The organism is Lutimaribacter pacificus (genome assembly GCF_900142185.1).
In the GTDB taxonomy this organism is placed as follows: domain Bacteria; phylum Pseudomonadota; class Alphaproteobacteria; order Rhodobacterales; family Rhodobacteraceae; genus Lutimaribacter; species Lutimaribacter pacificus.
This window is the reverse complement of the sequence record NZ_FQZZ01000003.1, coordinates 250,009-271,451: the sequence shown is the minus strand read 5'-3', so window position 1 is coordinate 271,451 and position 21,443 is coordinate 250,009. Positions and strand designations below refer to the sequence as shown.

Below are 21,443 nucleotides of genomic sequence, written 5' to 3'. Positions count from 1 at the left end.
GCTCAGCCGGGGGGCGGATCGCCCTCGGCCTTGTCGCGCAGCACCTCGAGCTGGGCCAGTGCCGCCTCCAGCTCGCGCTCCAGCTCGCGTGCGCGGGCGATATAGGGCTCGTTCTGCGAGGCGGGAATGTCCGGGTCCCACAGTTGCGCCAGTTCGCGCACGGTTTCGCGGTCATGGTGATAGAACACGCGCTCGGCCTCGGCGGCCTCATACTCGCTCAGCCCGATATGCTCCAGCACGTAGCGGCCCGCGCGCAGGGAGCTGTCGAACATCTCGCGCACGATGTCGTCGGCGCCGGCCTGGTACAGCTCGAACACATGGGTGCGGTCATGGGCGCGGGCGATGATGTGCAGGTCGGGCCGTTCGCGCCGGGCATAGCCGACCAGCCGCGTCGTCGCGGCCGGGTCGTCCAGCGCCGCCACCAGCACCTTGGCCTCGGCCAGCCCCGCGGCATGGAGAAGCTCGGGCCGCGTCGGATCGCCGAAGAACCCCTTGAAGCCGAACTTGCGCATCAGCTGGATGGTTTCCATGTCGTGATCCAGCACCACGGTCCTGAAGCCGCTGGACTGCACCAGCCGGTTGACGATCTGCCCGAACCGTCCGATCCCGGCGATGATCACCGGGCCCTGTTCGTCGATCTCGTCCTCGGGCTGGGCGGTGCCGTCGTCGCCCATGTGGCGCGACAGCCATTCGTAAAGGATGAACAGCAAGGGCGTGATCAGCATCGACAGCGCCACGATCAGCAACAGCCGGTCGGCGACATCGCGCGGGATCACCGATTGCTGCACCGAAAAGGACAGCAGCACAAAGCCGAATTCCCCCGCCTGCGCCAGGCTGAGCGTGAACAGCCACTTGTCGCGGCCCCGCAGCCGGAAGGCCAGCGCCAGCATATAAAGGATCGCGCCCTTGACCAGGATCAGCGCCAGCGTCAGCCCGATCAGCGTTACCGGGGCCGACCAGAGCGTGCCGAAATTGATGCCTGCCCCCACGGTGATGAAGAACAGCCCCAGCAGCAGGCCCTTGAAGGGCTCGATATCGCCCTCAAGCTCGTGCCGGAATTCGCTGTTGGCCAGAACCACGCCGGCCAGGAACGCGCCGAGCGCGGGCGACAGGCCCACCATCTGCATCAGCAGCGCGATGCCCAGCACGATCAGCAGCGCCAGCGCGGTATACATCTCGCGCAGGCGGGCATGGTGGATGAAGGCGAATATCGGTCGCGTCAGGTAGATGCCCGCCAGAATGATGCCGACGACAACGGCCAGCGTGACCAGCGTCACGCCCCAGGCCGGCAGCCCCTCGACCAGCGACATGGCGTGATGGGCCTCGTCCGCGGCCTGCTCCATGTCGCCGGCGCGCATCACGTTGCCCTGCGGCGAAATCTGCAGCGCCCCCGGCAGCGCCAGCAGGGGCAGCACCGCCAGCATCGGGATTACCGCGATATCCTGCGTCAGCAGCACCGAAAAGGCCGAGCGCCCGCCGCCGGTCTGGATCAGCCCCTTTTCCGACAGCGTCTGCAGCACGATCGCGGTCGAGGACAGCGCCACCACCATCCCGATCGCCAGCGCCACCGACCAGTAGAACCCCAGCCATTGCGCCCCGGCCATCACCGCCAGCGTGGTCAGCCCGATCTGCAGCCCGCCCAGCCCGATCAGCCGGTGGCGCATGTCCCACAGCGTGCGCGGCTCAAGCTCCAGCCCGATGATGAACAGCATCATTACCACGCCGAATTCGGCGAAATGCTGGACATCCTGCGTTTCGCTGCCGGTCAGTCCCAGCACCGGCCCGATCACGATGCCCGCCGTCAGGTAACCCAGCACCGAACCCAGCCCCAGCCGTGCCGCCAATGGCACCGCGATCACCGCCGCCAGCAGGTAGATCGAGGCCTGAAACAGAAATTCTTGCACGTATCGCTCCTTTGTCGCGCGCTCAGGTGGGCAGGGGGGCGTCCTGCTTGAACTGGTCCATGACGATCTGGCTCTGCACCCGCGCGACCGCCGGATGCGGCAGCAGGCGGTCGTGAATCAGCCGGTTCAGCGCGCCCAGGTCCTCGCACCAGACGCGCAGCAGGTAATCCGCATCCCCCGTCAGCGTCCAGGCCGAGGTGACCTCGGGGCTGGTGTCGATCAGCCGCGCGAAACTGTGCGACTGTTCGGCCGCGTTGGGGCCCAGCTGCACCTGCACGAAGGCCTGCACCGCAAGCCCGATCCGCCCGGGATCGAGCCGCGCGCAATAGCACCGGATATAGCCCTCGGCCTCCAGCCGCTGCCGCCGGCGCCCGGCCTGGCTGGAGGACAGGTTCAGCATCTCGCCCAGCTCCTGTGCGGTCAGGTGCGCATTGGCCTGCAGCGCCGCCAGCAGCCGTTTATCGGTTTCGTCCATCATGTGCGTATTTTCCGCGTTTTCTGCGACAATAATGTGAATTTCGCGCGTGTCGAGGGGGAGCGGGGCGCGGGAATGATTAAAATGCGCGGAATGGTGCTGTCCTGCCGCGAGAATGGGCGGCAGTGGCGGGTGGCAGGACGATGCAGGGCCGGTTGCCGAAGCGCCCCGCGGGGCCGCCTTACCCCCGCGGCATGGTCAGGGTGACGGCGCGGCCGTTCTTGACATAGCTCAGCTCGCTTTCGCCGATGGCCTGCACGCGGCCGCCATCCAGCCGGTCGCCCACCTGCACCTTGACGTAGCGCCCGTTCGACATCCGCACCAGCGCGCGGCGGCTGGAAGGTTTGCCGTAGACGCCGATCAGGTTCACGCGGTTCAGCCGGATGGCGTTCTGCACCGTGGCCTCGCGCGCGACGCTGGCGCTGGAGGGGACGCTGGGGCTGACGGTGCGCGGGGCCACCACGGCGGCGGTCTGCACGGGCTGTGTGCGCTCGATGCTTTCGGCGCGCTGCACGATCTGGGCGATGTTCGACGGCCGGACACGCGGCTTGAGCGAGGCGCCAACCGCCTGCGCGGTCGCGGTTTCGTCGACCTCTTCCTCGGCCTTGGCGGCCTCGGGGCGCAGGCGCGGGCGGATCTCGGCCAGTTCGTCGCGGGTCAGCCCGCCCAGGTTGCTGCGTTCGTTCTGCTGCACAAGGTCGCCGGGGCGCGTGCGCGGGCGGAACGCGGCCAGCCGTGCCAGATCCTCGGTGATTTCTTGCGGGGTCTGTTCGAACCGGGTGGGCAGCCGCGCGGGCAACAGCGGCGGGCGACCGGCATAGACCGGTATCCCGTCGGGGGTCAGCGCGCCCTCGGGCGTGGCGCGCACCAGCCCGCGCTCGTCAAGGTCGAAGGCGGTTCCCGGTGCCGCGGGCGAGGCCTGCGGTTCCATCATGGCGTCGCCCAGAAGCGCCGACACCGGCGGCAGCGCCACCGCGTCCCCGGTATCGACCTTCGGGTCGATCGAGGCGGTGTAAAGCTCGTCAAGCTGGGTGAAACCGGGCGTTTCGGGCGGCTCGGGCGCCATCTGCCAGATGCCCGTCGCGGCATAGCGCACGGCGGCCTCTTCCGGGGTCAGGTCGGGCAGCGGGGCGGGCTGGGCCAGCGTTTCGGGGGTATCCTCGGGCAGCAGGGTATCGGGCAGCGCCGTTGGATCGACCGCTGCCAGGTCGATCTCGTCCTCTCCGCTCAGCGCCTCGTCGCCCTCGATTTCAAGCGTATCTATGGGCGCCGTGCCCTCGTCGGGCAGGGTCACCACCTCGGTTTCGACCGGCCCCCACAGCCGCGACAGCCCCTCGTCGGAAAAGATCGAGGCCCAGGCCGCGACACCGGCAAGGAACAGCAGCAACGCCACGGTCAGGATCAGCCCAAGGTAACGCGGCTTGCCGCCCACCTGCGCGCGGGGCCTGGCGGGTTGGCGCGCGCCGAAGATCGTCATGCGCTGGCGCTCGGTCTCGGGATCGGCTGCGGCGGGCGCGGTGGCCAGCAGGCTGGCGCTCAGGTCGGGCGGCGCGGGGGGGATCGGCGCGGGTCGGGGCGGGGCGGGCGCCTTGCGGGCCTCGCTGCCGCCACGGCGCGAAAAGAACCCGCCACTGTCCTGCCCTGCGTCACCGTCGGGGCGGGCGGGGCCGGTGAAATGCACGTCGCGCGCCGGTTTCGCGGCCGCCGGTTTGCCGGTGACCGGTGGCGCCCCGGGCAAGTCGTCCTCAAGCTCGATCACCGGGGCGGTGGCGCTGACCCGTGGCGGTGGCGGCACCTCGTCGCGCGCGGCGCGAATCGACGAAAAGGCCGGGACGGGCGGTGTTTCCACCGGCACGGCAAGCGGCGGTGCCTCTTCCTCCCCGGTCTCGTCGGTTTCGGGCGTATCGTCCGGCTCCGGCACGGTTTCGGGCGTGTCCGCGTCTGACGGCGCGGCTTCGGGCGCGTCGTCCGCTGCCTGCGATGCGGCTTCGGGGGTGTCGGGCGCACCCTCCTGAACATCCGCTTCGGCCTCGGCCACCGGGGCGCTTTCCGCCGGTTCATCCTGCTCCGGGGCGGTCGGCGGCGGCGCGGCGGGCACCTCGGCCCGGCCGACCACGCGGATCGGTTGCAAATCGCGCGTCAGGCTTTCGGTCGCGGGCAGCCAGCCCGCCGACGAGGGCGCGGGGCCAAAGAACGGCTCGCCGGAAAACGCGCCTTCGGGCGGGATTGCCACGAAACTGACCGGGTTGAACGCATGTTCGGTGGCGAAATCCTCGGCCTCGTCCAGCGTTTCGCGCGCGACCGCCGCGATATGGGTCTGTGCTCCGTCGCGGGCCCAGTCAAAGGCCAGGTCCCCGACCGCGTAAGGCGTCGCGCCATCCAGCGCATCGCGCACCCGGGCAGGGATGTCGCCCTCGTCCAGGTCCCCGGTTTCGATGGTGAGATAGCGGATCTGCTCGTTCGGGATCACCAGCTTGGCCCGTATCCCGCCGGGATCGAGCCGCAGCGCCTTGCCCCGCACCCCCTCCAGCTCGGCGGTCAGATCGGGGGCGTCCAGCGCCGCCGCGCCCACGCGCAACCAGCCCGCCGGCGCGCGATGCAGCAGGCGGATACCGTCGAATGAAAGGACAAGGGCGAAATTCGGTTTCATCGCCGGGCGTTTAACATCTCATGGCATGACAGGGGAGTCCCCCGTTCGGACGCGAGGAGGATACAGCAGCTTGTTGCCTAGGGGAAGGCATCGGCGCAGTTCCCCCTTGCGCGCGCCCGCAGAGGCGTCAGGCTGTAAACCATTAGGTTTTCGGAGGGATTCCCATGAGAAATATCTTGATCTGCGCGCTTCTGACGCTGGCACCCGCCACCGCATGGGCCGAGGATGCCGCGCGCGTGCTGACCGTGACCGGCACCGGCGAGGTGGCGCGCGCGCCCGACATGGCGGTGATCCGCGTGGGCGTGGTGGAACAGGACAAGTCGGCCGAGGTCGCGCTGTCGCGCGCCTCCGAGGCGATGACGCGGATGCAGGCCCAGCTTGCCGGGCAGGGGATCGAGCCGCGCGACATCCAGACGACCCAGCTTTCGCTGAACCCGGTTTACGAGAACAGCAGCGGCACGCGGACGCGCCGGGTCGTCGGGTTCGAGGCGATGAACTCGGTCCTGGTGCGGGTGCGCGACCTGCCCAGCACCGGCGCGGTTCTGGGGGCGCTGGTCGGCGATGGCGCGAACCGGATCGACGGTATTTCCTTCACCCTGCAGGACGGGGAGGAGGCGATGGACGAGGCCCGCCGCCGCGCCGTGGCCGATGCGCGGCGCAAGGCCGAACTGCTGGCCGAGGCCGCAGGCGTCGGGCTGGGCGAGGTCCGCGATATCCGCGAGGCGGGCGGCGGAATGCCGCGCCCGGTGATGATGGAGCGGATGGCCGCCGATGTCGCCGCCGTGCCCATCGCCGAGGGCGAGGTCAGCCTGAGCGCCACGGTCTCGATGGTGTATGAGTTGAACTAGGCGCTGCAACGCATTGTTCATGAACGAAAAAGGCGCACCCGTCCGGTGCGCCTTTTGCTTTGCCCGCAGGCCGGTCCCGGTCAGCCGGCGGCCTTGGCCAGTGCCTGGTCCAGGTCGCGGATCAGGTCGTCGGCATCCTCGATCCCGATCGAGATGCGCACCACGTTGGGCGCGGCGCCCGCGGCAACCTGCTGGTCCTCGGTCAGCTGGCGGTGCGTGGTCGAGGCCGAGTGGATGACAAGGCTGCGCGTATCGCCCAGGTTCGCCACGTGGCTGAACAGCTCCAGGCTGTCGACGAATGTCACGCAGGCGTCATAGCCGCCCTTCAGCGCCACGGTGAACAGCCCGCCCGCGCCCTTGGGGCAGATCCGCGCCACCCGGTCGTTATAGGGCGAGGATTTCAGCCCGGCATAGGTCACGCCCTCGACCGCGTCGTGGCCTTCCAGCCATTCGGCGATCTTCGTGGCGTTTTCGATGTGGCGTTCCATCCGCAGGCTCAGCGTTTCGATCCCCATCAGCGTGTAATGCGCCGCCTGCGGGTTCAGCGTCATGCCGAGGTCGCGCAGCCCGATGGCGATGCCGTGGAAGGTGAATGCCAGCGGGCCGAAGGTTTCGTGGAATTTCAGCCCGTGATAGGCCGGTTCCGGCGCGCTGAGCGACGGGAACTTGTCGCTGGCGGACCAGTCGAACTTGCCCGAATCCACCACTACGCCGCCGGTGACGGTGCCGTTGCCGGTCAGGAACTTGGTCATCGAATGCACCACCAGCGTCGCGCCATGCTCGATCGGGCGGCACAGGTAGGGGGTGGCGCTGGTGTTGTCGACGATCAGCGGCAGGCCCGCCTTGTCGGCGATGGCCGCGATGGCGTCCAGGTCGGTGATATAGCCGCCGGGATTGGCGATGGATTCGCAGAACACCGCGCGGGTGTCATCGTCGATCGCGGCCTCGACCGCGCCCAGATCGTCGAAATCGACGAATTTCGCGTTCCAGCCGAACCGCTTGATGGTCTGGCTGAACTGGGTGATCGAACCGCCGTAAAGCCGGGTCGAGACCACCACGTTCCGGCCCGGCCCCATCAGCGGGAACAGCGCCATGATCTGCGCCGCGTGCCCCGACGAGCAGCAGACTGCGCCTGCGCCGCCTTCCAGCGTGGCCACGCGTTCCTGCAGCACCGCCACGGTGGGGTTGGTCAGGCGGGAATAGATGTATCCCACCTCCTGCAGGTTGAAGAGGGCGGCGGCGTGATCGGCATCGCGGAACACATAGGCCGTGGTCTGGTAGATCGGCGTCTGCCGCGCGCCCGTGGCCGGGTCGGGGCGGGCGCCTGCGTGGATGGCCAGCGTGTCGAAGCCATAGGTCGGTGCGTCTGTCATGGAATCCTCCCATCGGAAATGTTGCGCACAGGGTTACGCGATTGCCCGCGCTGCGACAATCGCGCACGCGCGGAAAGGATCGTGGTATTTCGCATGATGATCATGCGCGCGGTTTGTTCCCGAAACCGCGCGGTTTGCGGAAATCCCTTCGCGCTCAGCCCGCGACCGGCGAGCAGAGTTCCACCAGATACCCGTTGGGATCGCTGACATAGGATGTAGTCTGGCCCCAGGGTTCGTCCCGCGCGTCCTGCACCAGCGTGGCCCCCGCGGCCAGCGCACGATCCAGCGCGCCGCGCACGTCGTCGGTTTCCAGCGCGATCTCGAATACCGGCGCCTTCGGGTTGGCCGGGGCGGGGGATTTGCCCAGTTGCCGCATCAGCGCGGTCGAGGAGAACGCCAGTTTGGTATCGCCAGTGGCCAACTCGCCGTAATCGCCCGATTCGTGCAGGAACGCCCGTTCCAGCCCGAAGGCGCGGGTATAGAAATCGAGCGTCGCGGCAACGTCATCGACGTAAAGGATGGTGTAGCGGAATTTCATCGCGGAGCCCCCGGTTCTGACAGCAGGCCCGAGCCTAGGCGCGGGTGCATCCCCTGTCACGCGCCTTTCCAGCCTTCAGCGCATCCAGAAGCCGTTTTTCTTGATCGTGTTGCGGATCGCCTGTTCGCGGCGGGGCAGGGCGTCGCGGTCGAACAGCGCGCGCACCTTCTCGCCCCGGCCCTGGTAGATCATCCGCCGCACGGGGTCGTATTTCTTGATCACCTTCTTGACCTTGTTGGGCGCGGCCACGGTTTCCAGCGTCGCCACGACCCGATCCGCCTCGCGCGCGTAAAGCAGCGGCAAGAGGCGATAATGGCACGATACCGACCCGTCCAGCAGCCCCTCCGGGATCGTGTCGCGCCCGCCGCCAAGCGCATGGATCACCAGCGGCAAGGCCACCTGGTCCAGCCACGGGTCGAGCGACTGGCACACCAGTTCGGGCGGCGCGTCGTCGCGGATCGTCACGGCGTAATCGGTGAAGCGTTCGCCGAATTCCACCGGGCAGCGGCCAAAGAACCAGCCGGCGTTGAAATAGAGATACCGCCGCCAGTATTCGTCGGGCTGCGACAAATCCAGCGTGGTTTCGAAATCCAGCCCGAACCTGTCGTAAAGCGATTTCCAGATCTGCGTATAGCCGGGCCCGTAAAGTTCGATCTTCGGCCAGGTGCCCTCGACCCTCTGCGAGGCGCCGGGGCGGTCGAAATCGAAGGGCACCTGGCCGATGTCGTCAAGGATCAGCGTGTCGGTGTCGAAAAAGACGAAGGGCTCCCCCCCGGGCATCGCGGCCAGCGCCTCGATCTTGTTGCCATAGGGGTAGGACTGGCCGAAATGGCGGTTTTCAAAGGGCACGATCTCGGCCCCGAAGGCGGCCAGCAGGCCCAGCACCTCGGCGTCGCGGACCGACGGATCGCCATTCCACAACGGCCCCGGCTGCGGCACCGCGACCAGCAGGCGGCCGGTGAAACCGGGGCTGTTGGCGCGCAGCGAGGCGGCAAACAGCACCGCCTCGTATTGCAGCCGCCCGGCCTGCGCCACGATCACGATGTTGAACGCCTGGCTTGTCTTGCTGCGCTTGCCCATGTTCGGAACTGCCCCGGCCCGGATGTTTTGCGGCACTATAGGGCGGAAAGCCGGGCGACCGGAAGGGGCCGGGAGGGGGATTCCGGCGGAAAAGCCGCGGGCGATGCGCGCTTGCAAGGGAAGGCTGGATCGGGGAGGGGAAAATGGTGGGCGACCCTGGAATCGAACCAGGCATGGGTCTCCCCGGCGGAGTTACAGTCCGCTGCCGCACCTTGCAGCTCGTCGCCCAGATGACCGCGCGGCGGTCAACGTGAGGGGGTGATTACAAGCGGTGCCCGGAGGCGTCAACAGGAAAATCCCTTGCGATGCGCGCGCGGCTGGCGCAGGTAGGGCGGGATGCGCGGCGAAGGGAACGGATGCGATGAAAAAGCCGAAATGGGTGGTCGAGAAAGAGCGCCAGAAACGCGCCTCGGCGGCGGAAACCGTGTGGCTTTTCGGTCTGCACGCGGTGCGCGATGCGCTGATGAACCCGGCGCGCGAAAAGCTGCGGCTGGTGGTCACGAAGAACGCCGCCGACAAGCTGGCCGACGCCATCGCCGCCTCGGGCGTCACGCCCGAGGTCAGCGACCCGCGCAACTTCGCCGCCCCCATCGACCCGCAATCGGTGCATCAGGGTGCTGCGCTGGAGGTGAAGCCGCTGGATTGGGGGCGCATCAGTGATGTCTGCGCGGGCAGCCCCGACCGGGTGCCGCGCGTGATCCTGCTGGACCGGGTGACCGATCCGCATAACGTGGGTGCGATCCTGCGCTCGGCCGAGGTGTTCGGTGCCGCAGCCGTGATCGCCCCGCGCCACCATTCCGCCCCCGAAACCGGCGCGCTGGCCAAGACCGCCAGCGGCGCGCTGGAGCGTCAGCCCTACCTGCGGGTGCGCAACCTGGCCGATGCCATGACCGAGTTGCAGCGCATGGGCTATATCGTGCTGGGCCTTGCCGGCGAGGCGGAACAGAGCATCGAGCAGGCGCTGGAGGAGCGGCGCGACCGGCCCGTGGCGCTGGTGCTGGGGGCCGAGGGGCCGGGGCTGCGCCAGAAGACGCGCGAAACCTGCGACGCGCTGGTGCGCATCGACTTTGCGGGCGCGTTCGGATCGCTGAATGTGTCGAACGCAGCCGCCGTGGCGCTTTACGCCAGTCTGCCGCGCTAGGGCGGGGCTTGCCGCGCGCGGTGGCCGTGCCTAGGTGAGTGTCGGACCGCGAGGAGAGACCATGCCCCAAAGCCCCAGGATCGTCACCTGTTCCTATTGCGGCACCCGTGCCGCGCTGGTGCTGGACCGGGGCCGGCACGAGCTGAGCTGCGGCAGGTGCGGCGCACCCCTGCACGAGATGAAGATGATGCCGGTCTCGCGCGGGGCGGGGCGCCCGGGCCGCAAGCCGCCGGTGCCGCGCGAAAGGGTGCGCGTCGACTGGCAGGCCGAGCGGCGTCACGCGCTGGGCGATGCCGCGCCGCACCGGCCGGACAAGCCGCGCAGGCGCCGCAAATCCCTGCGCCGCAAGATGCTGAGCGAGCTTTGGGACGTGGTCGAGGATATCTTCGACTGATCCTGGCGGGGCACGAATTTGTGATCACATGTTGAGGCGGCGCCCTTCCTTTCCACGCATGGCTTCCTACATCTTAGTCAGAGGCGCAGGCCCGGAACGCCTGTGGCCTCTTCACTGTCCCTCGTTCCGTGACTGGCGCCCAAGGCATTCCTTGGGCGCTTTTTTCTTTCCGCGCGGCAGGGTAAAATGACCGGCATGAGCGAAACATACACAGACGATTTCCTGCGCGGGGTGCTGTCGCGTACCCGGCGCATCGCCGTGGTCGGCGTGTCGCCGAACCCGGTGCGCCCCAGCTATTACGTGGCGCGTTACCTCAGGCTCAAGGGCTACCAGGTGGTGCCGGTGAACCCCGGCCATGCCGGCAAGGAACTGCTGGGCGAAACCGTGGTGGCCAGCCTGTCCGAGATCGAGGGAGAGGTGGACATGGTCGACATCTTCCGCCGCCCCGAACACGTGCCGCCCATCGTCGAAGAGGCGCTTGCGGCGTTTCCCGGCCTGCGCACCGTCTGGATGCAGATCGGCGTGGTCAACGAAGAGGCCGCCGCGATGGCCCGTGCGCGCGGGGTCGACGTGATCATGGATCGCTGCCCCAAGATCGAGTACCAGCGCCTGTTCGGCGAGCTGCGCATGGGCGGGTTCGCCACCGGGGTGATATCCTCGAAGCTCTGAGCCCTGGCGGCGTTGTTGCGGGGGGCGCTGCCCCCCGGACCCCCCGGATATTTCCAGAGAGAGGAAACAGAGGGGCCCGCGATCAGGGTTTGCGTGCGGCCTTTTCGGCAAGGCCGGACTGGCCCTGGCGGCGGTCGAGCTCGGCCATGACATCGGCCACGCGCACGCCGCGGGCGTGGAGCATGACCAGCAGGTGAAACAGCACATCGGCCGCCTCGGAGGTGAGCCTGTCGGGGTCGTTGCGGACCGCTTCGATCACCGCCTCTATGGCCTCTTCGCCGAATTTCTCGGCCGCCTTTTCGGGGCCCTTGGCCAGCAGCTTCGCGGTCCAGCTTTCGTCGGGGCTGGCGGCGGCGCGGGTGGCGACGACCTGTTCGAGTTCCTCGAGCGTCATCCGTTCAACCTCATCGGGATGCCGGCGGCGGCCATGTAAGCCTTGGCCTCGGCGATGGAATAATCGCCGAAATGAAAGATCGAGGCGGCCAGGACCGCGCTGGCATGGCCTTCGGTCACGCCTTCGACCAGGTGGTCGAGCGTGCCGACCCCGCCCGAGGCGATCACCGGCACGTCCACCGCGTCGGCGATGGCGCGGGTCAGCGGCAGGTTGAAGCCTGCGCGCGTGCCGTCACGGTCCATCGAGGTCAGCAGGATCTCGCCCGCGCCCTTTTGCTCGACCAGGCGGGCGAATTCGACGGCGTCGATGCCGGTGGGCTTGCGCCCGCCATGGGTGAAGATTTCCCAGCGGCCGGGGGCGACGGTCTTGGCGTCGATGGCCACGACGATGCACTGGCTGCCGAACTGGTCGGCGGCTTCGGCCACCACGTCGGGGTTGGCGACGGCGGCCGAGTTGAAGCTGACCTTGTCGGCGCCCGCCAGCAGCAGGTTGCGCACATCCGCCGCGCTGCGCACGCCGCCGCCCACGGTCAGCGGGATATAGCATTGCTCGGCGGTGCGGGTGACCACGTCCATCATCACGCCGCGGTTTTCGTGGGTGGCATGGATGTCGAGGAAACACAGCTCGTCCGCGCCGGCCGCGTCATAGGCGCGCGCCGATTCCACCGGGTCGCCGGCATCGCGCAGATCGACGAAATTGACGCCCTTGACCACGCGGCCGTCGGCCACGTCGAGACAGGGGATGATGCGGGTTTTCAGCATGGATCGGTTATCGCCTGTTTAGGGACCGGGGGAAAGGGGGGGGGCGGGTCAGCCGCGCAGCACGGCAAGGGCCTCTTTCAGGTCGATCGCCCCGTCATAGAGCGCACGGCCCGAGATCGCGCCGTTCAGGGGCGCGCCGCAGTTTTTCAGCGCGCGCAGGTCGTCCAGCGAACTGACCCCGCCCGATGCGATGACCGGGATCGAAACCGCGCGGGCCAGCGCGGCGGTTTCCGCGACATTCGGGCCCTGCATCGCGCCGTCGCGGTTGATGTCGGTATAGATGATCGCCGCCACGCCCGCGTCCTCGAAGGATCTGGCAAGGTCGGTGGCGGTGACGTCGGTTTCCTCGGCCCAGCCCTTGGTGGCGACCATGCCCTTGCGGGCGTCGATACCCACCGCCACCTGGCCGGGGAAGGCGCGCGCGGCCTGGCGCACGAGGTCGGGATTTTCCACCGCCACGGTGCCCAGGATCACCCGCGCCAGCCCGCGATCCAGCCAGCGTTCGATCGTGGCCATGTCGCGGATACCGCCGCCAAGCTGCGCGGGCACCTTCGTTTGCGACAGGATCGCCTCGACCGGGGCGGCGTTCACCGGCTCACCCGCGAAGGCGCCGTTCAGGTCCACAAGGTGCAGCCATTCGCAGCCCGCCGCGACGAATTCCATCGCCTGCGCGGCCGGGTCGTCGTTGAACACCGTGGCGCGCTCCATCTCGCCCTTGTAGAGGCGCACGGCCTTGCCGTCCTTGAGGTCGATGGCGGGGTAGAGGATCATGCCGGGGCCCTTTCGCAACTGCTGCGCGCCGTTTTGCACGGGCCGCGCGGAAATGCAACGTGACCTCATGTCAGGCTTGATCGAAGGCGGCGATTGCGCACAGGATCGGGCAAAGGACCAAGGGAGGACCGGAGCAATGAAACACTGGATCATCGCGGCGGCGCTGGCGCTGGCAGGGGCCGGCGCGGCATCGGCGGACCCGATCGAGGGGCTGTGGAAGACGCAGGAGGATGACGGCTCTTATGCCCATGTGCAGATCGCGCCCTGCGGCGGGGCCTATTGCGGCACCATCACGCGCACCTTCAACTCGGGCGGCGAATACAGCTCGCCCAATATCGGCAAGCAACTGGTGCGCAACATGAAACCCGCCGGCAACGGCCGGTACGAGGGCAGGGTCTGGCGGCCGTCGAACGACAAGGTCTATATCGGCAAGATCGACCTGAACGGCAATTCGATGAAGCTGGCCGGCTGCGTCGCCGGCGGGCTGATCTGCGCCAAGCAGACCTGGGCGCGCGTCAGGTAATCGGCACGGTTCCGCCTGCAAACAGGGCCGTCCGCTGCAAGGCGGGCGGTTTTTCTGTATCCTGTCCGCATCTTTGAATGGAGGCCGGGATGAGTCGCTGGGGCCTGATCTTGCTGTTCTGGATGGGGATGCCGGATATCGCGCAGGCCGAGGCCATTCTGGGCACCTGGCTGACCGGCCCCGACAACAAGGAGCAGGTGGCCCATATGCGGATCGCGCGTTGCGACGCGGGGATTTGCGGCACGGTCCTGCGCGCCTTCGACAAGACGGGCCAGCCGGTCACCACGCCGAATGTCGGCAAGCAGGTGATCTGGGACGTCACGCCGGACGGGCAGGGCAGCTATCGCGGCAAGGTGCTGCTGCCGCTTTACAAGACGGTGGTGGACGGGCTGTTCGACGTGAACGGCAATCGCCTGACGCTGAAGGGCTGCCTGGGGCCGGTCTGCCGGTCGCAAAGCTGGACGCGGGTCGAGTGAGCTTTGCACCGCGGGCGCGGCCGGGTTAGGCTGGCGGCCATGAGCGATCGTGACCTGCCCGCCGCCCCGCCGCCCGACACCATACTGGAAGCCGCGCTTTATGCCGGGGATCTGGACGCGGCCGAGGCGTTCTATGGCGGTCTGCTCGGGCTGGAGCGGATCGTGCGCGTGGGCGAGCGGCACGTGTTCTACCGGATGGGCGCGGGGGTTCTGCTGATCTTCAACCCGGCCGAAACCGCGAAGCCCCCCGGCAATCCCGACATGCCGGTGCCGCCGCACGGGGCGCGGGGGCCGGGGCATTTCTGTTTCGCGGTCGCGGGGCGGGCGCTGGATGCATGGCGCGCACGGCTTGAGGCGGCCGGGGTCGGGATCGAGGCGGATTTCACCTGGCCCAACGGCGCGCGGTCGATCTATTTCCGCGATCCGGCTGGCAATTCGGTGGAAATGGCCGAGCCGCGGCTTTGGGCCGGGTAGGGGCGGTCAGGGCGTCCAGCGCAGGAAATTGCCGATCATGCGCAACCCCGTGGCTTGGCTTTTCTCGGGGTGGAACTGCATCCCGAGGATGTTGTCGCGGCCCACGACCGCGGTGACCGGACCGCCATAATCCACATGCGCCAGCAGTTGCGCGGGATCGTCCACCAGCATGTGATAGGAATGCACGAAATAGGCGTGGTGCCCGGTTTCGATGCCGTCGAATACCGGGTGCGGCTGGTCGATCACCAGGTCGTTCCACCCCATATGCGGCACCTTGAGCGCGGGATCGGCGGGCGCGATCCGCGTGACCGTGCCGGACACCCAGTCGAAGCCCGGCGTTTCCTCGTATTCCAGCCCGCGGGTCGCCAGCATCTGCATCCCGATGCAGATGCCCAGGAACGGCTTGCCGCCCGCGATCACCACCTCTTCCATCGCCTCGAACAGCCCGCGATGGTCGAAAAGCTGTGCCCGGCAGGCGGGAAAGGCCCCGTCGCCCGGCAGCACGATCCGGTCGGCCCGGCGCACCGTGTCGGGGTCTGACGTCACGGTGACGGCCCCGGCGCCGACCTCGCCCGCCATGCGCTGAAACGCCTTTTCGGCGGAATGCAGGTTGCCGCTTTCGTAGTCGATGATGACGGTCGTCACGGTCAGAGCGTCCCCTTGGTCGAGGGCACGGCGTCGGATTTGCGCGGATCGGTTTCCACCGCCACGCGCAGCGCGCGCGCCACCGCCTTGAACGCGGCCTCGGCGATGTGGTGGCTGTTGAACCCGCAGACCCGGTGCAGGTGCAGCGTGATGCCGCCATGGGTGCTGAACGCCTGGAAGAATTCGCGCACCAGCTCGGTGTCGAACGTGCCGATTTTCGGCGTCGGCATGTCGATATCCCAGACAAGGAACGGCCGCCCCGACAGGTCGAGCGCGCAACGCACCTGCGCATCGTCCATCGGCAGCGCGCATTCGCCATAGCGCCGGATGCCGCGCTTGTCGCCAAGCGCCTGCGTCAATGCCTGCCCCAGCGCGATGCCAACATCCTCGACGCTGTGGTGATCGTCGATATGCAGGTCGCCCTTGCAGCGCACGCGCATGTCGATCAGCGCGTGGCGGGCAAGCTGGTCCAGCATGTGATCGAAGAACCCCACGCCGGTTTCGTTGTCATAGGTGCCGGTGCCGTCTAGGTCGATCTCGACCGAGATGTCGGTTTCCGCGGTCTTGCGGGTGATGCTGGCGGTGCGCATGGGCGGCCTCGTTTCCTGGTTCGGGCCGCTTATAGGCCCGTGGCGCCTGCGGGGAAAGGGGGCGCGGCGCGCAATGGCGCGACCCCGTGCCGCGCTGCCACAGGCGAAAAACAATCCGGGGATGCGGAGGGATGGGGCAACCGGCATCTGGAGCGGGCGATGAGATTCGAACTCACGACCCTTACCTTGGCAAGGTAATGCTCTACCCCTGAGCTACGCCCGCCCGGATGCCTGCCCTGCAATGAAAAAGGCGCCTGAAACCGGCGCCCATTCATGAGACCCTATGGAGCGGGCGATGAGATTCGAACTCACGACCCTTACCTTGGCAAGGTAATGCTCTACCCCTGAGCTACGCCCGCGTCCTTGGGTAGCGGGGAGATATGAAATCTGACCGGATGCTGCAAGAGGAAAATGCCGCCCCCCGGGAAATTATTTCCTGCCCCGCAAGCAGCCCGCCGGTCACGATCGCAATGCCCGTTGCGGCGGGGCAGGCGGCCTCAGTTCAGGGCGTAGAGGATGTTGAGCGCGGCGGCGATCACCAGCACCAGAAGGCTCAGCGCAAAGCCGCCGCCGCGCAGGGGCGGGACCGAGGGGCTCCGGCGCAGGCCCAGTGCGTGCATCACCCGCGACAGCAGCAGTACGGCGCCCAGCCCGTGCAACGCCCAGCCGGGCGCCCCCTGTATTTCCGCCATCGCGATCAGCAGCAGGGCGAAGGGCACGTATTCGACGAAATTGCCCTGAACGCGCATGGCCAGCATCAGACCGGGATCGCCGCCATCGCCCACCGAGACGTTGGCCCGTGCCCGTGCGCGGATCACCTCGGCGCTGAGAACGGCAAAGACAAGGCCCAGAAGGCCGGCGTAAAGCGGGGTGATGGCAAGGGCCATGGTACTCTCCAAAAAATGTCCGTCCCCGCCAAGCTGCGTATCGGCAAGGATAATGAAAGGCCGGCCCCGGAGGGCCAATTGCCGCAGGGGCGGGCGGTTCCGTCGGGCGTCACTCGAATTCGATCAGCAAATCCTTGGCGTCGATCTGGCTGCCGGGTTGCACGTGCACGGCCTTGACCACCGCGTCGCGTTCGGCGTGGATGCCGGTTTCCATCTTCATCGCCTCGATGGTCAGCAGCAGGTCGCCCTCGGTCACCTTCTGGCCCGCGCTCACCGCGACCGAGGCGACGACGCCGGGCATCGGCGCGCCGACATGGGCGGGGTTGGCGTGCTCGGCCTTGGGCCGGGCGGTGGCCTCGGACTTGACCTTGCGGTCGGGCACCCGGATCGAGCGCGGCTGGCCGTTGAGTTCGAAGAACACCTTGACCTCGCCCTTCTCGTCGGTTTCGCCCACCGCCTGCAGCCGGATTTCCAGGATCTTGCCGGGGTCGATCTCGGCCGAGATTTCCTCGCCCGGTTCCATCCCGTAGAAGAAGGTGCGCGTCGGCAGCGTGCGCACCGGGCCGTAAAGCCGGTGGCGCCCCATGTAGTCCAGGAACACCTTGGGATACATCAGGTAGCCGTTCAGGTCCTCGTTATCGATGCCCTTGCCGTCGAGCTGGTCCGTCAGCTCCTTCAGCGTCGCCTCCAGGTCGACGGGGGGCAGGTGCTTGCCGGGGCGTTCGGTGTTGGGGTCTTCGTCCTTCAGCACCTTGCGCAGGATCGCCTTGGGAAAGCCGCCCGGCGGCTGGCCGAGGTTGCCGCGCATCATGTCCACGACCGAGTCGGGAAAGGCCACGTCCTTCATCGGGTCTTCGACATCGGCGCGGGTCAGGCCCTGGCTGACCATCATCAGCGCCATGTCGCCCACCACCTTGGACGACGGCGTGACCTTGACGATATCGCCGAACATCTGGTTCACGTCCGCATAGGTCCTGGCGACCTGCGCCCATTTGTCCTCCAGCCCGAGGCTGCGCGCCTGTGCCTTGAGGTTGGTGAACTGCCCGCCGGGCATCTCGTGCAGATAGACCTCCGAGGCGGGGGCCTGCAGGCCGGATTCGAACCCCGCGTATTGCGCGCGCACCTGTTCCCAGTAATCCGAGATCTCGCGGATACGCTCGATATCCAGCCCGGTGTCGCGGTCGGTGTGGCGCAGCGCCTCGGTGATCGAGCCCAGGCAGGGTTGCGAGGTGCCGCCCGAGAACGCGTCCATTGCCGCGTCCACCGCATCGACCCCGGCATCGGCCGCCGCCAGGACGGTGGCGCCCGCAATGCCGCTGGTGTCGTGGGTGTGGAAATGCACGGGGATATCCAGCTCGTCCTTCAGCGCCCTGACCAGCACCCGCGCGGCCTGCGGTTTCAGCAGCCCGGCCATGTCCTTGAGCCCCAGCACATGCGCGCCGGCGGCCTGCAGTTCCTTGGCCATGCCGACATAGTATTTCAGGTCGTATTTGGCGCGGTCGGGGTCGAGGATATCGCCGGTATAGCAGATCGCGCCTTCGCAGATCCTGCCGCTGTCGATCACCGCGTCCATTGCCACGCGCATGTTCTCGACCCAGTTCAGGCTGTCGAAGACGCGGAACACATCGACGCCGGTTTCCGCCGCCTGCCGCACGAACTCCTGCACCACGTTGTCGGGATAGTTGGTGTACCCCACCCCGTTCGACGCGCGCAGCAGCATCTGGGTCAACACGTTGGGCATCGCGCGGCGCAGGTCGCGCAGGCGTTGCCAGGGGCATTCCTGCAAAAAGCGATAGGCCACGTCGAAGGTCGCGCCGCCCCAACATTCCACGCTGAAGAGGCCCGGCAGGTTCGCCGCATAGGCCGGCGCCACCCGGATCATGTCGATCGAGCGCATACGCGTCGCCAGCAGCGACTGGTGCCCGTCGCGCATCGTCGTGTCGGTCAGCAGCAGCCGGTCCTGCGCCAGCATCCAGTCGGCCACCGCTTTGGCGCCCTTTTCCTCGAGCAGCGTTTTGGTGCCGGGTGCCGGTTCGCCACGCGGCGCGGGCGGGCGCGGGTCTTTCAGGTCAAGGGGCGGTTTCGCGCGACCCGCGGTTTCGGGATGCCCGTTCACGGTGATGTCGGCGATATAGGTCAGCACCTTGGTGCCCCGGTCGCGCCGCCTGGAGAACCGGAACAGCTCGGGCGTCTCGTCGATGAACCGGGTGGTATACTGGTTGTTCAGGAAGGTGGGGTGTTTCAGCAGGTTCTCGACAAAGGCGATATTGGTGCTGACCCCGCGAATGCGGAACTCGCGCAGGGCGCGGTCCATCCGGGCAATGGCCTTTTCCGGCGTCGGCGCCCAGGCGGTGATCTTGGTCAGCAGGCTGTCGTAATAGCGCGTGATCACGCCCCCCGCATAGGCCGTGCCGCCATCGAGGCGAATGCCCATGCCGGTGGCCGAGCGATAGGCGGTGATGCGGCCGTAATCGGGGATGAAGTTGTTTTGCGGGTCTTCTGTCGTCACGCGGCATTGCAGCGCGTGGCCGTTCAGGCGGATGTCGTATTGCGACGCCTTGCCGGTGGCCTCGGCCAGCGACTTGCCCTCGGCGATCATGATCTGGGCCTGCACGATGTCGATGCCGGTCACTTCCTCGGTGACGGTATGTTCGACCTGTACGCGGGGGTTGACCTCGATGAAGTAGAAATTGCCGGTCTCCATATCCATCAGGAATTCGACCGTGCCGGCGCATTCGTAATTCACATGGGCGCAGATCTTGCGGCCCAGTTCGCACAGCTCCTCGCGCTGCGCATCGGAGAGGTAGGGCGCGGGGGCGCGTTCCACGACCTTCTGGTTACGGCGCTGGACCGAGCAGTCGCGCTCGTAAAGGTGATAGATATTGCCCTGGTTGTCGCCGAGGATCTGCACCTCGACATGGCGCGCGCGGGTGATCATCTTTTCCAGATAGCCCTCGCCATTGCCAAAGGCGGCTTCGGCCTCGCGCCGGCCTTCGAGGATCTTTTCCTTCAGCTCCTTCGGGTCGTTGATCGGGCGCATCCCGCGCCCGCCGCCGCCCCAGCTTGCCTTGAGCATCAGCGGATAACCGATCTCGTCCGCCTCCTGCGCGATGGCGTCGAAATCGTCGCCCAGAACGTCGGTGGCCGGGATCACCGGCACGCCCGCCGCGATGGCGACCTTGCGGGCGCTGGCCTTGTCGCCGAGCGCGCGCATGGTATCGGATTTCGGCCCGATAAAGGTGATGCCGGCGGCGGTGCAGGCATCGACGAAATCGGGGTTCTCCGACAGCAGGCCATAGCCGGGGTGGATCGCGTCGGCGCCGCTTTCCTTCGCCACGCGGATGATCTCGTCGATCGACAGGTAGGCGGCCACCGGGCCCAGCCCCTCGCCGATGCGATAGGCCTCGTCCGCCTTGAAGCGGTGCAGGCCCAGCTTGTCCTCTTCGGCAAAGACGGCGACGGTGCGCTTGCCCATCTCGTTCGCCGCGCGCATCACGCGGATGGCGATCTCACCCCGGTTCGCGATGAGAATTTTCCTGAACTCGGTCATCGGCAGCTCCTTCTTCACCGTCATTTGACGTAAGGTTCTGCATTGCTAGCGTCATGCCGCACCGCAGCGCAAGTCCCGCAGATGCGCGGCCCGAAAGATTCCCGTAACATTTCACGACAGGTTTGACATGCCCTGCGCGTCAGGCGCGGATCAGCCGTTCGGGCAGCTGGTCAAGGCGCGCGGCGCCGATCTGGCCCATATTCGCCTCGATATCGCGTTTCAGCATTTCGACCAGATGCGCCGGCCCGTCACGGCCAAGGGCCGCCAGCGCATAATGCCAGGCGCGGCCCATCATCACCATGTCGGCCCCCAGCGCCAGGGCGCGCAGGATATCCAGCCCCCCGCCCGTGCCGCTGTCGAAGATGATGGGCAGGGATGTGGCCGCGCGGATCGCCGGCAGCACCTCGATACTGGCGGGGGCGGCGTCGAACTGGCGGCCCGCGTGGTTCGACACCCAGATACCGTCGACGCCCGCCTGCTCCAGCCTTGCGGCATCCTCCGGCTCCAGCACACCCTTGACGACAAAGGGCCCGTCCCAGTGATCGCGCAGCCAGTGCAGGTAATCCCAGTCGGGCGAGGTGCGCAGGATGTAGCCGATATGCTCGGTCGGGGCCATGCCGGGCGTGTCGGGGGCGTATTTCGCGATGGTGGGCATACGCGGGCGGCCATGGCGCGCGGTGGCCAGCGCCCATGCGGGCCGCGCGGCGATCTGCGCCAGCAGGCGCGGGGTCAGGCGCGGCGGCTGCGTCAGGCCGGATCGCGTCTGCCGTTCGCGGCGCGAGGGCGCGGGCAGGTCGACCGTCAGCACCAGCGTGCGAAACCCGGCATCGCGGGCGCGGGCCACCATGTCGCGGCGAATTTCGGGGTCTTTCGGCGGGTAAAGCTGGAACCAGCCCCGGCCGCCGGTCAGCGGCCCGACCTGTTCGGGCGTCTTGCAGGCCACCGTCGACAGGCAATAGGGGATGCCAGCCCGGGCGGCGGTGCGGGCCAGGATACGTTCGGCATCCGGCCAGACCAGCCCCGACATGCCCACCGGCGCCACGCCGAAGGGCAGGGCGTATGTGTCGCCCATCAGGGTTGCCGTCGTGTCATGGTCCAGCGGCCCGTGCAGGATCGACGGGCGCATCAGGATCGCATCAAGCGCGGCGCGGTTGCGGTGCATCGTCGCCTCGGTCCCCGTGGCGCTGTCGAGATATTCCCAGACGAATCGCGGGATACGCCGTTCGGCGCGGCGCCTGAGATCGTCGAGACCGGGGTAACGCGAATGCAGGTCCATCCCCGCATTTGGGCGCGGCTTTGC

At 67.6% G+C, this 21,443-nt stretch carries 21 protein-coding genes and 3 tRNA genes; 7 read left to right on the top strand and 17 right to left on the bottom strand.

The window, feature by feature from the left end:
- Nucleotides 1-2: 2 nt before the first annotated feature.
- The 3 genes from F3H87_RS10120 to F3H87_RS10110 all read right to left on the bottom strand — a co-directional run bounded on the left by F3H87_RS10120 (nt 3) and on the right by F3H87_RS10110 (nt 5,029).
- Nucleotides 3-1,904 carry a monovalent cation:proton antiporter-2 (CPA2) family protein gene (locus F3H87_RS10120; RefSeq protein WP_149788860.1) on the bottom strand — a complete coding sequence of 634 codons (1,902 nt, stop codon included), beginning with the start codon at nt 1,902-1,904 and terminating at the stop codon, nt 3-5.
- Nucleotides 1,905-1,926: 22 nt separating this feature from the next.
- On the bottom strand, nt 1,927-2,382 hold the full coding sequence (locus F3H87_RS10115; RefSeq protein WP_149788861.1) for an Lrp/AsnC family transcriptional regulator: 456 nt from the start codon (nt 2,380-2,382) through the stop codon (nt 1,927-1,929).
- Nucleotides 2,383-2,560: 178 nt separating this feature from the next.
- Nucleotides 2,561-5,029 carry a hypothetical protein gene (locus F3H87_RS10110; RefSeq protein ID WP_149788862.1) on the bottom strand — a complete coding sequence of 823 codons (2,469 nt, stop codon included), beginning with the start codon at nt 5,027-5,029 and terminating at the stop codon, nt 2,561-2,563.
- A gap of 164 nt (nt 5,030-5,193) precedes the next feature.
- Here F3H87_RS10110 and F3H87_RS10105 point away from each other — a divergent pair, with 164 nt between their 5' ends.
- Nucleotides 5,194-5,877, top strand: a complete 684-nt coding sequence (locus tag F3H87_RS10105; RefSeq protein WP_149788863.1) for an SIMPL domain-containing protein — start codon at nt 5,194-5,196, stop codon at nt 5,875-5,877.
- 80 nt (nt 5,878-5,957) lie between these two features.
- Here the strand turns inward: F3H87_RS10105 and F3H87_RS10100 are convergent, their stop codons facing one another.
- The 4 genes from F3H87_RS10100 to F3H87_RS10085 form a co-directional block, all read right to left on the bottom strand.
- Nucleotides 5,958-7,250 carry an O-acetylhomoserine aminocarboxypropyltransferase/cysteine synthase family protein gene (locus tag F3H87_RS10100; protein ID WP_149788864.1) on the bottom strand — a complete coding sequence of 431 codons (1,293 nt, stop codon included), beginning with the start codon at nt 7,248-7,250 and terminating at the stop codon, nt 5,958-5,960.
- 154 nt (nt 7,251-7,404) lie between these two features.
- Nucleotides 7,405-7,788: a VOC family protein gene (locus F3H87_RS10095; protein ID WP_149788865.1), complete on the bottom strand. Its 384-nt coding sequence runs from the start codon at nt 7,786-7,788 to the stop codon at nt 7,405-7,407.
- Nucleotides 7,789-7,863: 75 nt separating this feature from the next.
- On the bottom strand, nt 7,864-8,868 hold the full coding sequence (locus F3H87_RS10090) for a hypothetical protein (RefSeq protein ID WP_149788866.1): 1,005 nt from the start codon (nt 8,866-8,868) through the stop codon (nt 7,864-7,866).
- A gap of 144 nt (nt 8,869-9,012) precedes the next feature.
- Nucleotides 9,013-9,096: transfer RNA gene (locus F3H87_RS10085), tRNA-Tyr, on the bottom strand.
- A gap of 133 nt (nt 9,097-9,229) precedes the next feature.
- Here F3H87_RS10085 and rlmB point away from each other — a divergent pair.
- The 3 genes from rlmB (at nt 9,230) to F3H87_RS10070 (ending at nt 11,072) form a co-directional block, all read left to right on the top strand.
- Entirely contained in the window at nt 9,230-10,009 is a 780-nt protein-coding gene (gene rlmB / locus F3H87_RS10080) for a 23S rRNA (guanosine(2251)-2'-O)-methyltransferase RlmB (protein WP_149788867.1), read from the top strand.
- A 61-nt stretch (nt 10,010-10,070) separates the two neighbouring features.
- Complete coding sequence (locus tag F3H87_RS10075) at nt 10,071-10,403, top strand: hypothetical protein (RefSeq protein WP_149788868.1); 333 nt, start codon at nt 10,071-10,073, stop codon at nt 10,401-10,403.
- A gap of 195 nt (nt 10,404-10,598) precedes the next feature.
- Complete coding sequence (locus F3H87_RS10070; RefSeq protein WP_149788869.1) at nt 10,599-11,072, top strand: CoA-binding protein; 474 nt, start codon at nt 10,599-10,601, stop codon at nt 11,070-11,072.
- Between the two features lie 82 nt (nt 11,073-11,154).
- On the opposite strand, the gene F3H87_RS10065 is transcribed toward F3H87_RS10070, so the two are convergent.
- Genes F3H87_RS10065 through hisA form a run of 3 tightly spaced genes read right to left on the bottom strand, consistent with a single transcriptional unit; the run spans nt 11,155 to nt 12,998 of the window.
- Nucleotides 11,155-11,466, bottom strand: coding sequence for a phosphoribosyl-ATP diphosphatase (locus F3H87_RS10065; protein ID WP_149788870.1), 312 nt, complete (start codon nt 11,464-11,466; stop codon nt 11,155-11,157).
- Nucleotides 11,463-12,227, bottom strand: coding sequence for an imidazole glycerol phosphate synthase subunit HisF (gene hisF / locus F3H87_RS10060; RefSeq protein ID WP_149788871.1), 765 nt, complete (start codon nt 12,225-12,227; stop codon nt 11,463-11,465). The genes F3H87_RS10065 and hisF overlap by 4 nt, the downstream gene beginning before the upstream one ends.
- 48 nt (nt 12,228-12,275) lie before the next feature.
- A complete protein-coding gene (gene hisA, locus F3H87_RS10055) occupies nt 12,276-12,998 on the bottom strand; it encodes a 1-(5-phosphoribosyl)-5-[(5-phosphoribosylamino)methylideneamino]imidazole-4-carboxamide isomerase (protein WP_149788872.1) in 723 nt (240 codons plus the stop codon).
- 136 nt (nt 12,999-13,134) lie between these two features.
- Between hisA and F3H87_RS10050 the strand changes: the two genes are divergently transcribed.
- From F3H87_RS10050 to F3H87_RS10040, 3 genes are all read left to right on the top strand, one after another.
- The gene (locus F3H87_RS10050; RefSeq protein ID WP_149788873.1) at nt 13,135-13,521 is read left to right on the top strand and encodes a DUF2147 domain-containing protein; all 387 of its coding nucleotides are present in this window, start codon (nt 13,135-13,137) and stop codon (nt 13,519-13,521) included.
- Between the two features lie 89 nt (nt 13,522-13,610).
- Nucleotides 13,611-13,997 (top strand): DUF2147 domain-containing protein, encoded by a 387-nt coding sequence (locus F3H87_RS10045; protein ID WP_188129227.1) that lies wholly within the window; start codon nt 13,611-13,613, stop codon nt 13,995-13,997.
- 39 nt (nt 13,998-14,036) lie between these two features.
- Nucleotides 14,037-14,471, top strand: a complete 435-nt coding sequence (locus tag F3H87_RS10040) for a VOC family protein (RefSeq protein WP_149788875.1) — start codon at nt 14,037-14,039, stop codon at nt 14,469-14,471.
- Nucleotides 14,472-14,477: 6 nt separating this feature from the next.
- On the opposite strand, the gene hisH is transcribed toward F3H87_RS10040, so the two are convergent.
- The 7 genes from hisH to F3H87_RS10005 all read right to left on the bottom strand — a co-directional run bounded on the left by hisH (nt 14,478) and on the right by F3H87_RS10005 (nt 21,419).
- Nucleotides 14,478-15,116 (bottom strand): imidazole glycerol phosphate synthase subunit HisH, encoded by a 639-nt coding sequence (gene hisH / locus F3H87_RS10035; protein ID WP_149788876.1) that lies wholly within the window; start codon nt 15,114-15,116, stop codon nt 14,478-14,480.
- 2 nt (nt 15,117-15,118) lie between these two features.
- Nucleotides 15,119-15,706 (bottom strand): imidazoleglycerol-phosphate dehydratase HisB, encoded by a 588-nt coding sequence (gene hisB, locus F3H87_RS10030; protein ID WP_188129228.1) that lies wholly within the window; start codon nt 15,704-15,706, stop codon nt 15,119-15,121.
- Nucleotides 15,707-15,854: 148 nt separating this feature from the next.
- A tRNA-Gly gene (locus F3H87_RS10025) sits at nt 15,855-15,929 on the bottom strand.
- Nucleotides 15,930-15,990: 61 nt separating this feature from the next.
- A tRNA-Gly gene (locus tag F3H87_RS10020) sits at nt 15,991-16,065 on the bottom strand.
- Nucleotides 16,066-16,203: 138 nt separating this feature from the next.
- Nucleotides 16,204-16,593 (bottom strand): MAPEG family protein, encoded by a 390-nt coding sequence (locus F3H87_RS10015; protein WP_149788878.1) that lies wholly within the window; start codon nt 16,591-16,593, stop codon nt 16,204-16,206.
- A 109-nt stretch (nt 16,594-16,702) separates the two neighbouring features.
- Nucleotides 16,703-20,143, bottom strand: a complete 3,441-nt coding sequence (locus F3H87_RS10010; protein WP_149788879.1) for a pyruvate carboxylase — start codon at nt 20,141-20,143, stop codon at nt 16,703-16,705.
- A 139-nt stretch (nt 20,144-20,282) separates the two neighbouring features.
- Complete coding sequence (locus F3H87_RS10005) at nt 20,283-21,419, bottom strand: alpha-hydroxy acid oxidase (RefSeq protein WP_149788880.1); 1,137 nt, start codon at nt 21,417-21,419, stop codon at nt 20,283-20,285.
- Nucleotides 21,420-21,443: the final 24 nt, after the last annotated feature.

What these genes read in the sequence shown, in the direction of transcription:
- F3H87_RS10115 (WP_149788861.1), bottom strand. Translation starts at nt 2,382, where the DNA reads ATGATGGACGAAACCGATAAACGGCTGCTGGCGGCGCTGCAGGCCAAT.
- F3H87_RS10110 (WP_149788862.1), bottom strand. Translation starts at nt 5,029, where the DNA reads ATGAAACCGAATTTCGCCCTTGTCCTTTCATTCGACGGTATCCGCCTG.
- F3H87_RS10105 (WP_149788863.1), top strand. Translation starts at nt 5,194, where the DNA reads ATGAGAAATATCTTGATCTGCGCGCTTCTGACGCTGGCACCCGCCACC.
- F3H87_RS10100 (WP_149788864.1), bottom strand. Translation starts at nt 7,250, where the DNA reads ATGACAGACGCACCGACCTATGGCTTCGACACGCTGGCCATCCACGCA.
- F3H87_RS10095 (WP_149788865.1), bottom strand. Translation starts at nt 7,788, where the DNA reads ATGAAATTCCGCTACACCATCCTTTACGTCGATGACGTTGCCGCGACG.
- F3H87_RS10090 (WP_149788866.1), bottom strand. Translation starts at nt 8,868, where the DNA reads ATGGGCAAGCGCAGCAAGACAAGCCAGGCGTTCAACATCGTGATCGTG.
- rlmB (WP_149788867.1), top strand. Translation starts at nt 9,230, where the DNA reads ATGAAAAAGCCGAAATGGGTGGTCGAGAAAGAGCGCCAGAAACGCGCC.
- F3H87_RS10075 (WP_149788868.1), top strand. Translation starts at nt 10,071, where the DNA reads ATGCCCCAAAGCCCCAGGATCGTCACCTGTTCCTATTGCGGCACCCGT.
- F3H87_RS10070 (WP_149788869.1), top strand. Translation starts at nt 10,599, where the DNA reads ATGAGCGAAACATACACAGACGATTTCCTGCGCGGGGTGCTGTCGCGT.
- F3H87_RS10065 (WP_149788870.1), bottom strand. Translation starts at nt 11,466, where the DNA reads ATGACGCTCGAGGAACTCGAACAGGTCGTCGCCACCCGCGCCGCCGCC.
- hisF (WP_149788871.1), bottom strand. Translation starts at nt 12,227, where the DNA reads ATGCTGAAAACCCGCATCATCCCCTGTCTCGACGTGGCCGACGGCCGC.
- hisA (WP_149788872.1), bottom strand. Translation starts at nt 12,998, where the DNA reads ATGATCCTCTACCCCGCCATCGACCTCAAGGACGGCAAGGCCGTGCGC.
- F3H87_RS10050 (WP_149788873.1), top strand. Translation starts at nt 13,135, where the DNA reads ATGAAACACTGGATCATCGCGGCGGCGCTGGCGCTGGCAGGGGCCGGC.
- F3H87_RS10045 (WP_188129227.1), top strand. Translation starts at nt 13,611, where the DNA reads ATGAGTCGCTGGGGCCTGATCTTGCTGTTCTGGATGGGGATGCCGGAT.
- F3H87_RS10040 (WP_149788875.1), top strand. Translation starts at nt 14,037, where the DNA reads ATGAGCGATCGTGACCTGCCCGCCGCCCCGCCGCCCGACACCATACTG.
- hisB (WP_188129228.1), bottom strand. Translation starts at nt 15,706, where the DNA reads ATGCGCACCGCCAGCATCACCCGCAAGACCGCGGAAACCGACATCTCG.
- F3H87_RS10015 (WP_149788878.1), bottom strand. Translation starts at nt 16,593, where the DNA reads ATGGCCCTTGCCATCACCCCGCTTTACGCCGGCCTTCTGGGCCTTGTC.
- F3H87_RS10010 (WP_149788879.1), bottom strand. Translation starts at nt 20,143, where the DNA reads ATGACCGAGTTCAGGAAAATTCTCATCGCGAACCGGGGTGAGATCGCC.
- F3H87_RS10005 (WP_149788880.1), bottom strand. Translation starts at nt 21,419, where the DNA reads ATGGACCTGCATTCGCGTTACCCCGGTCTCGACGATCTCAGGCGCCGC.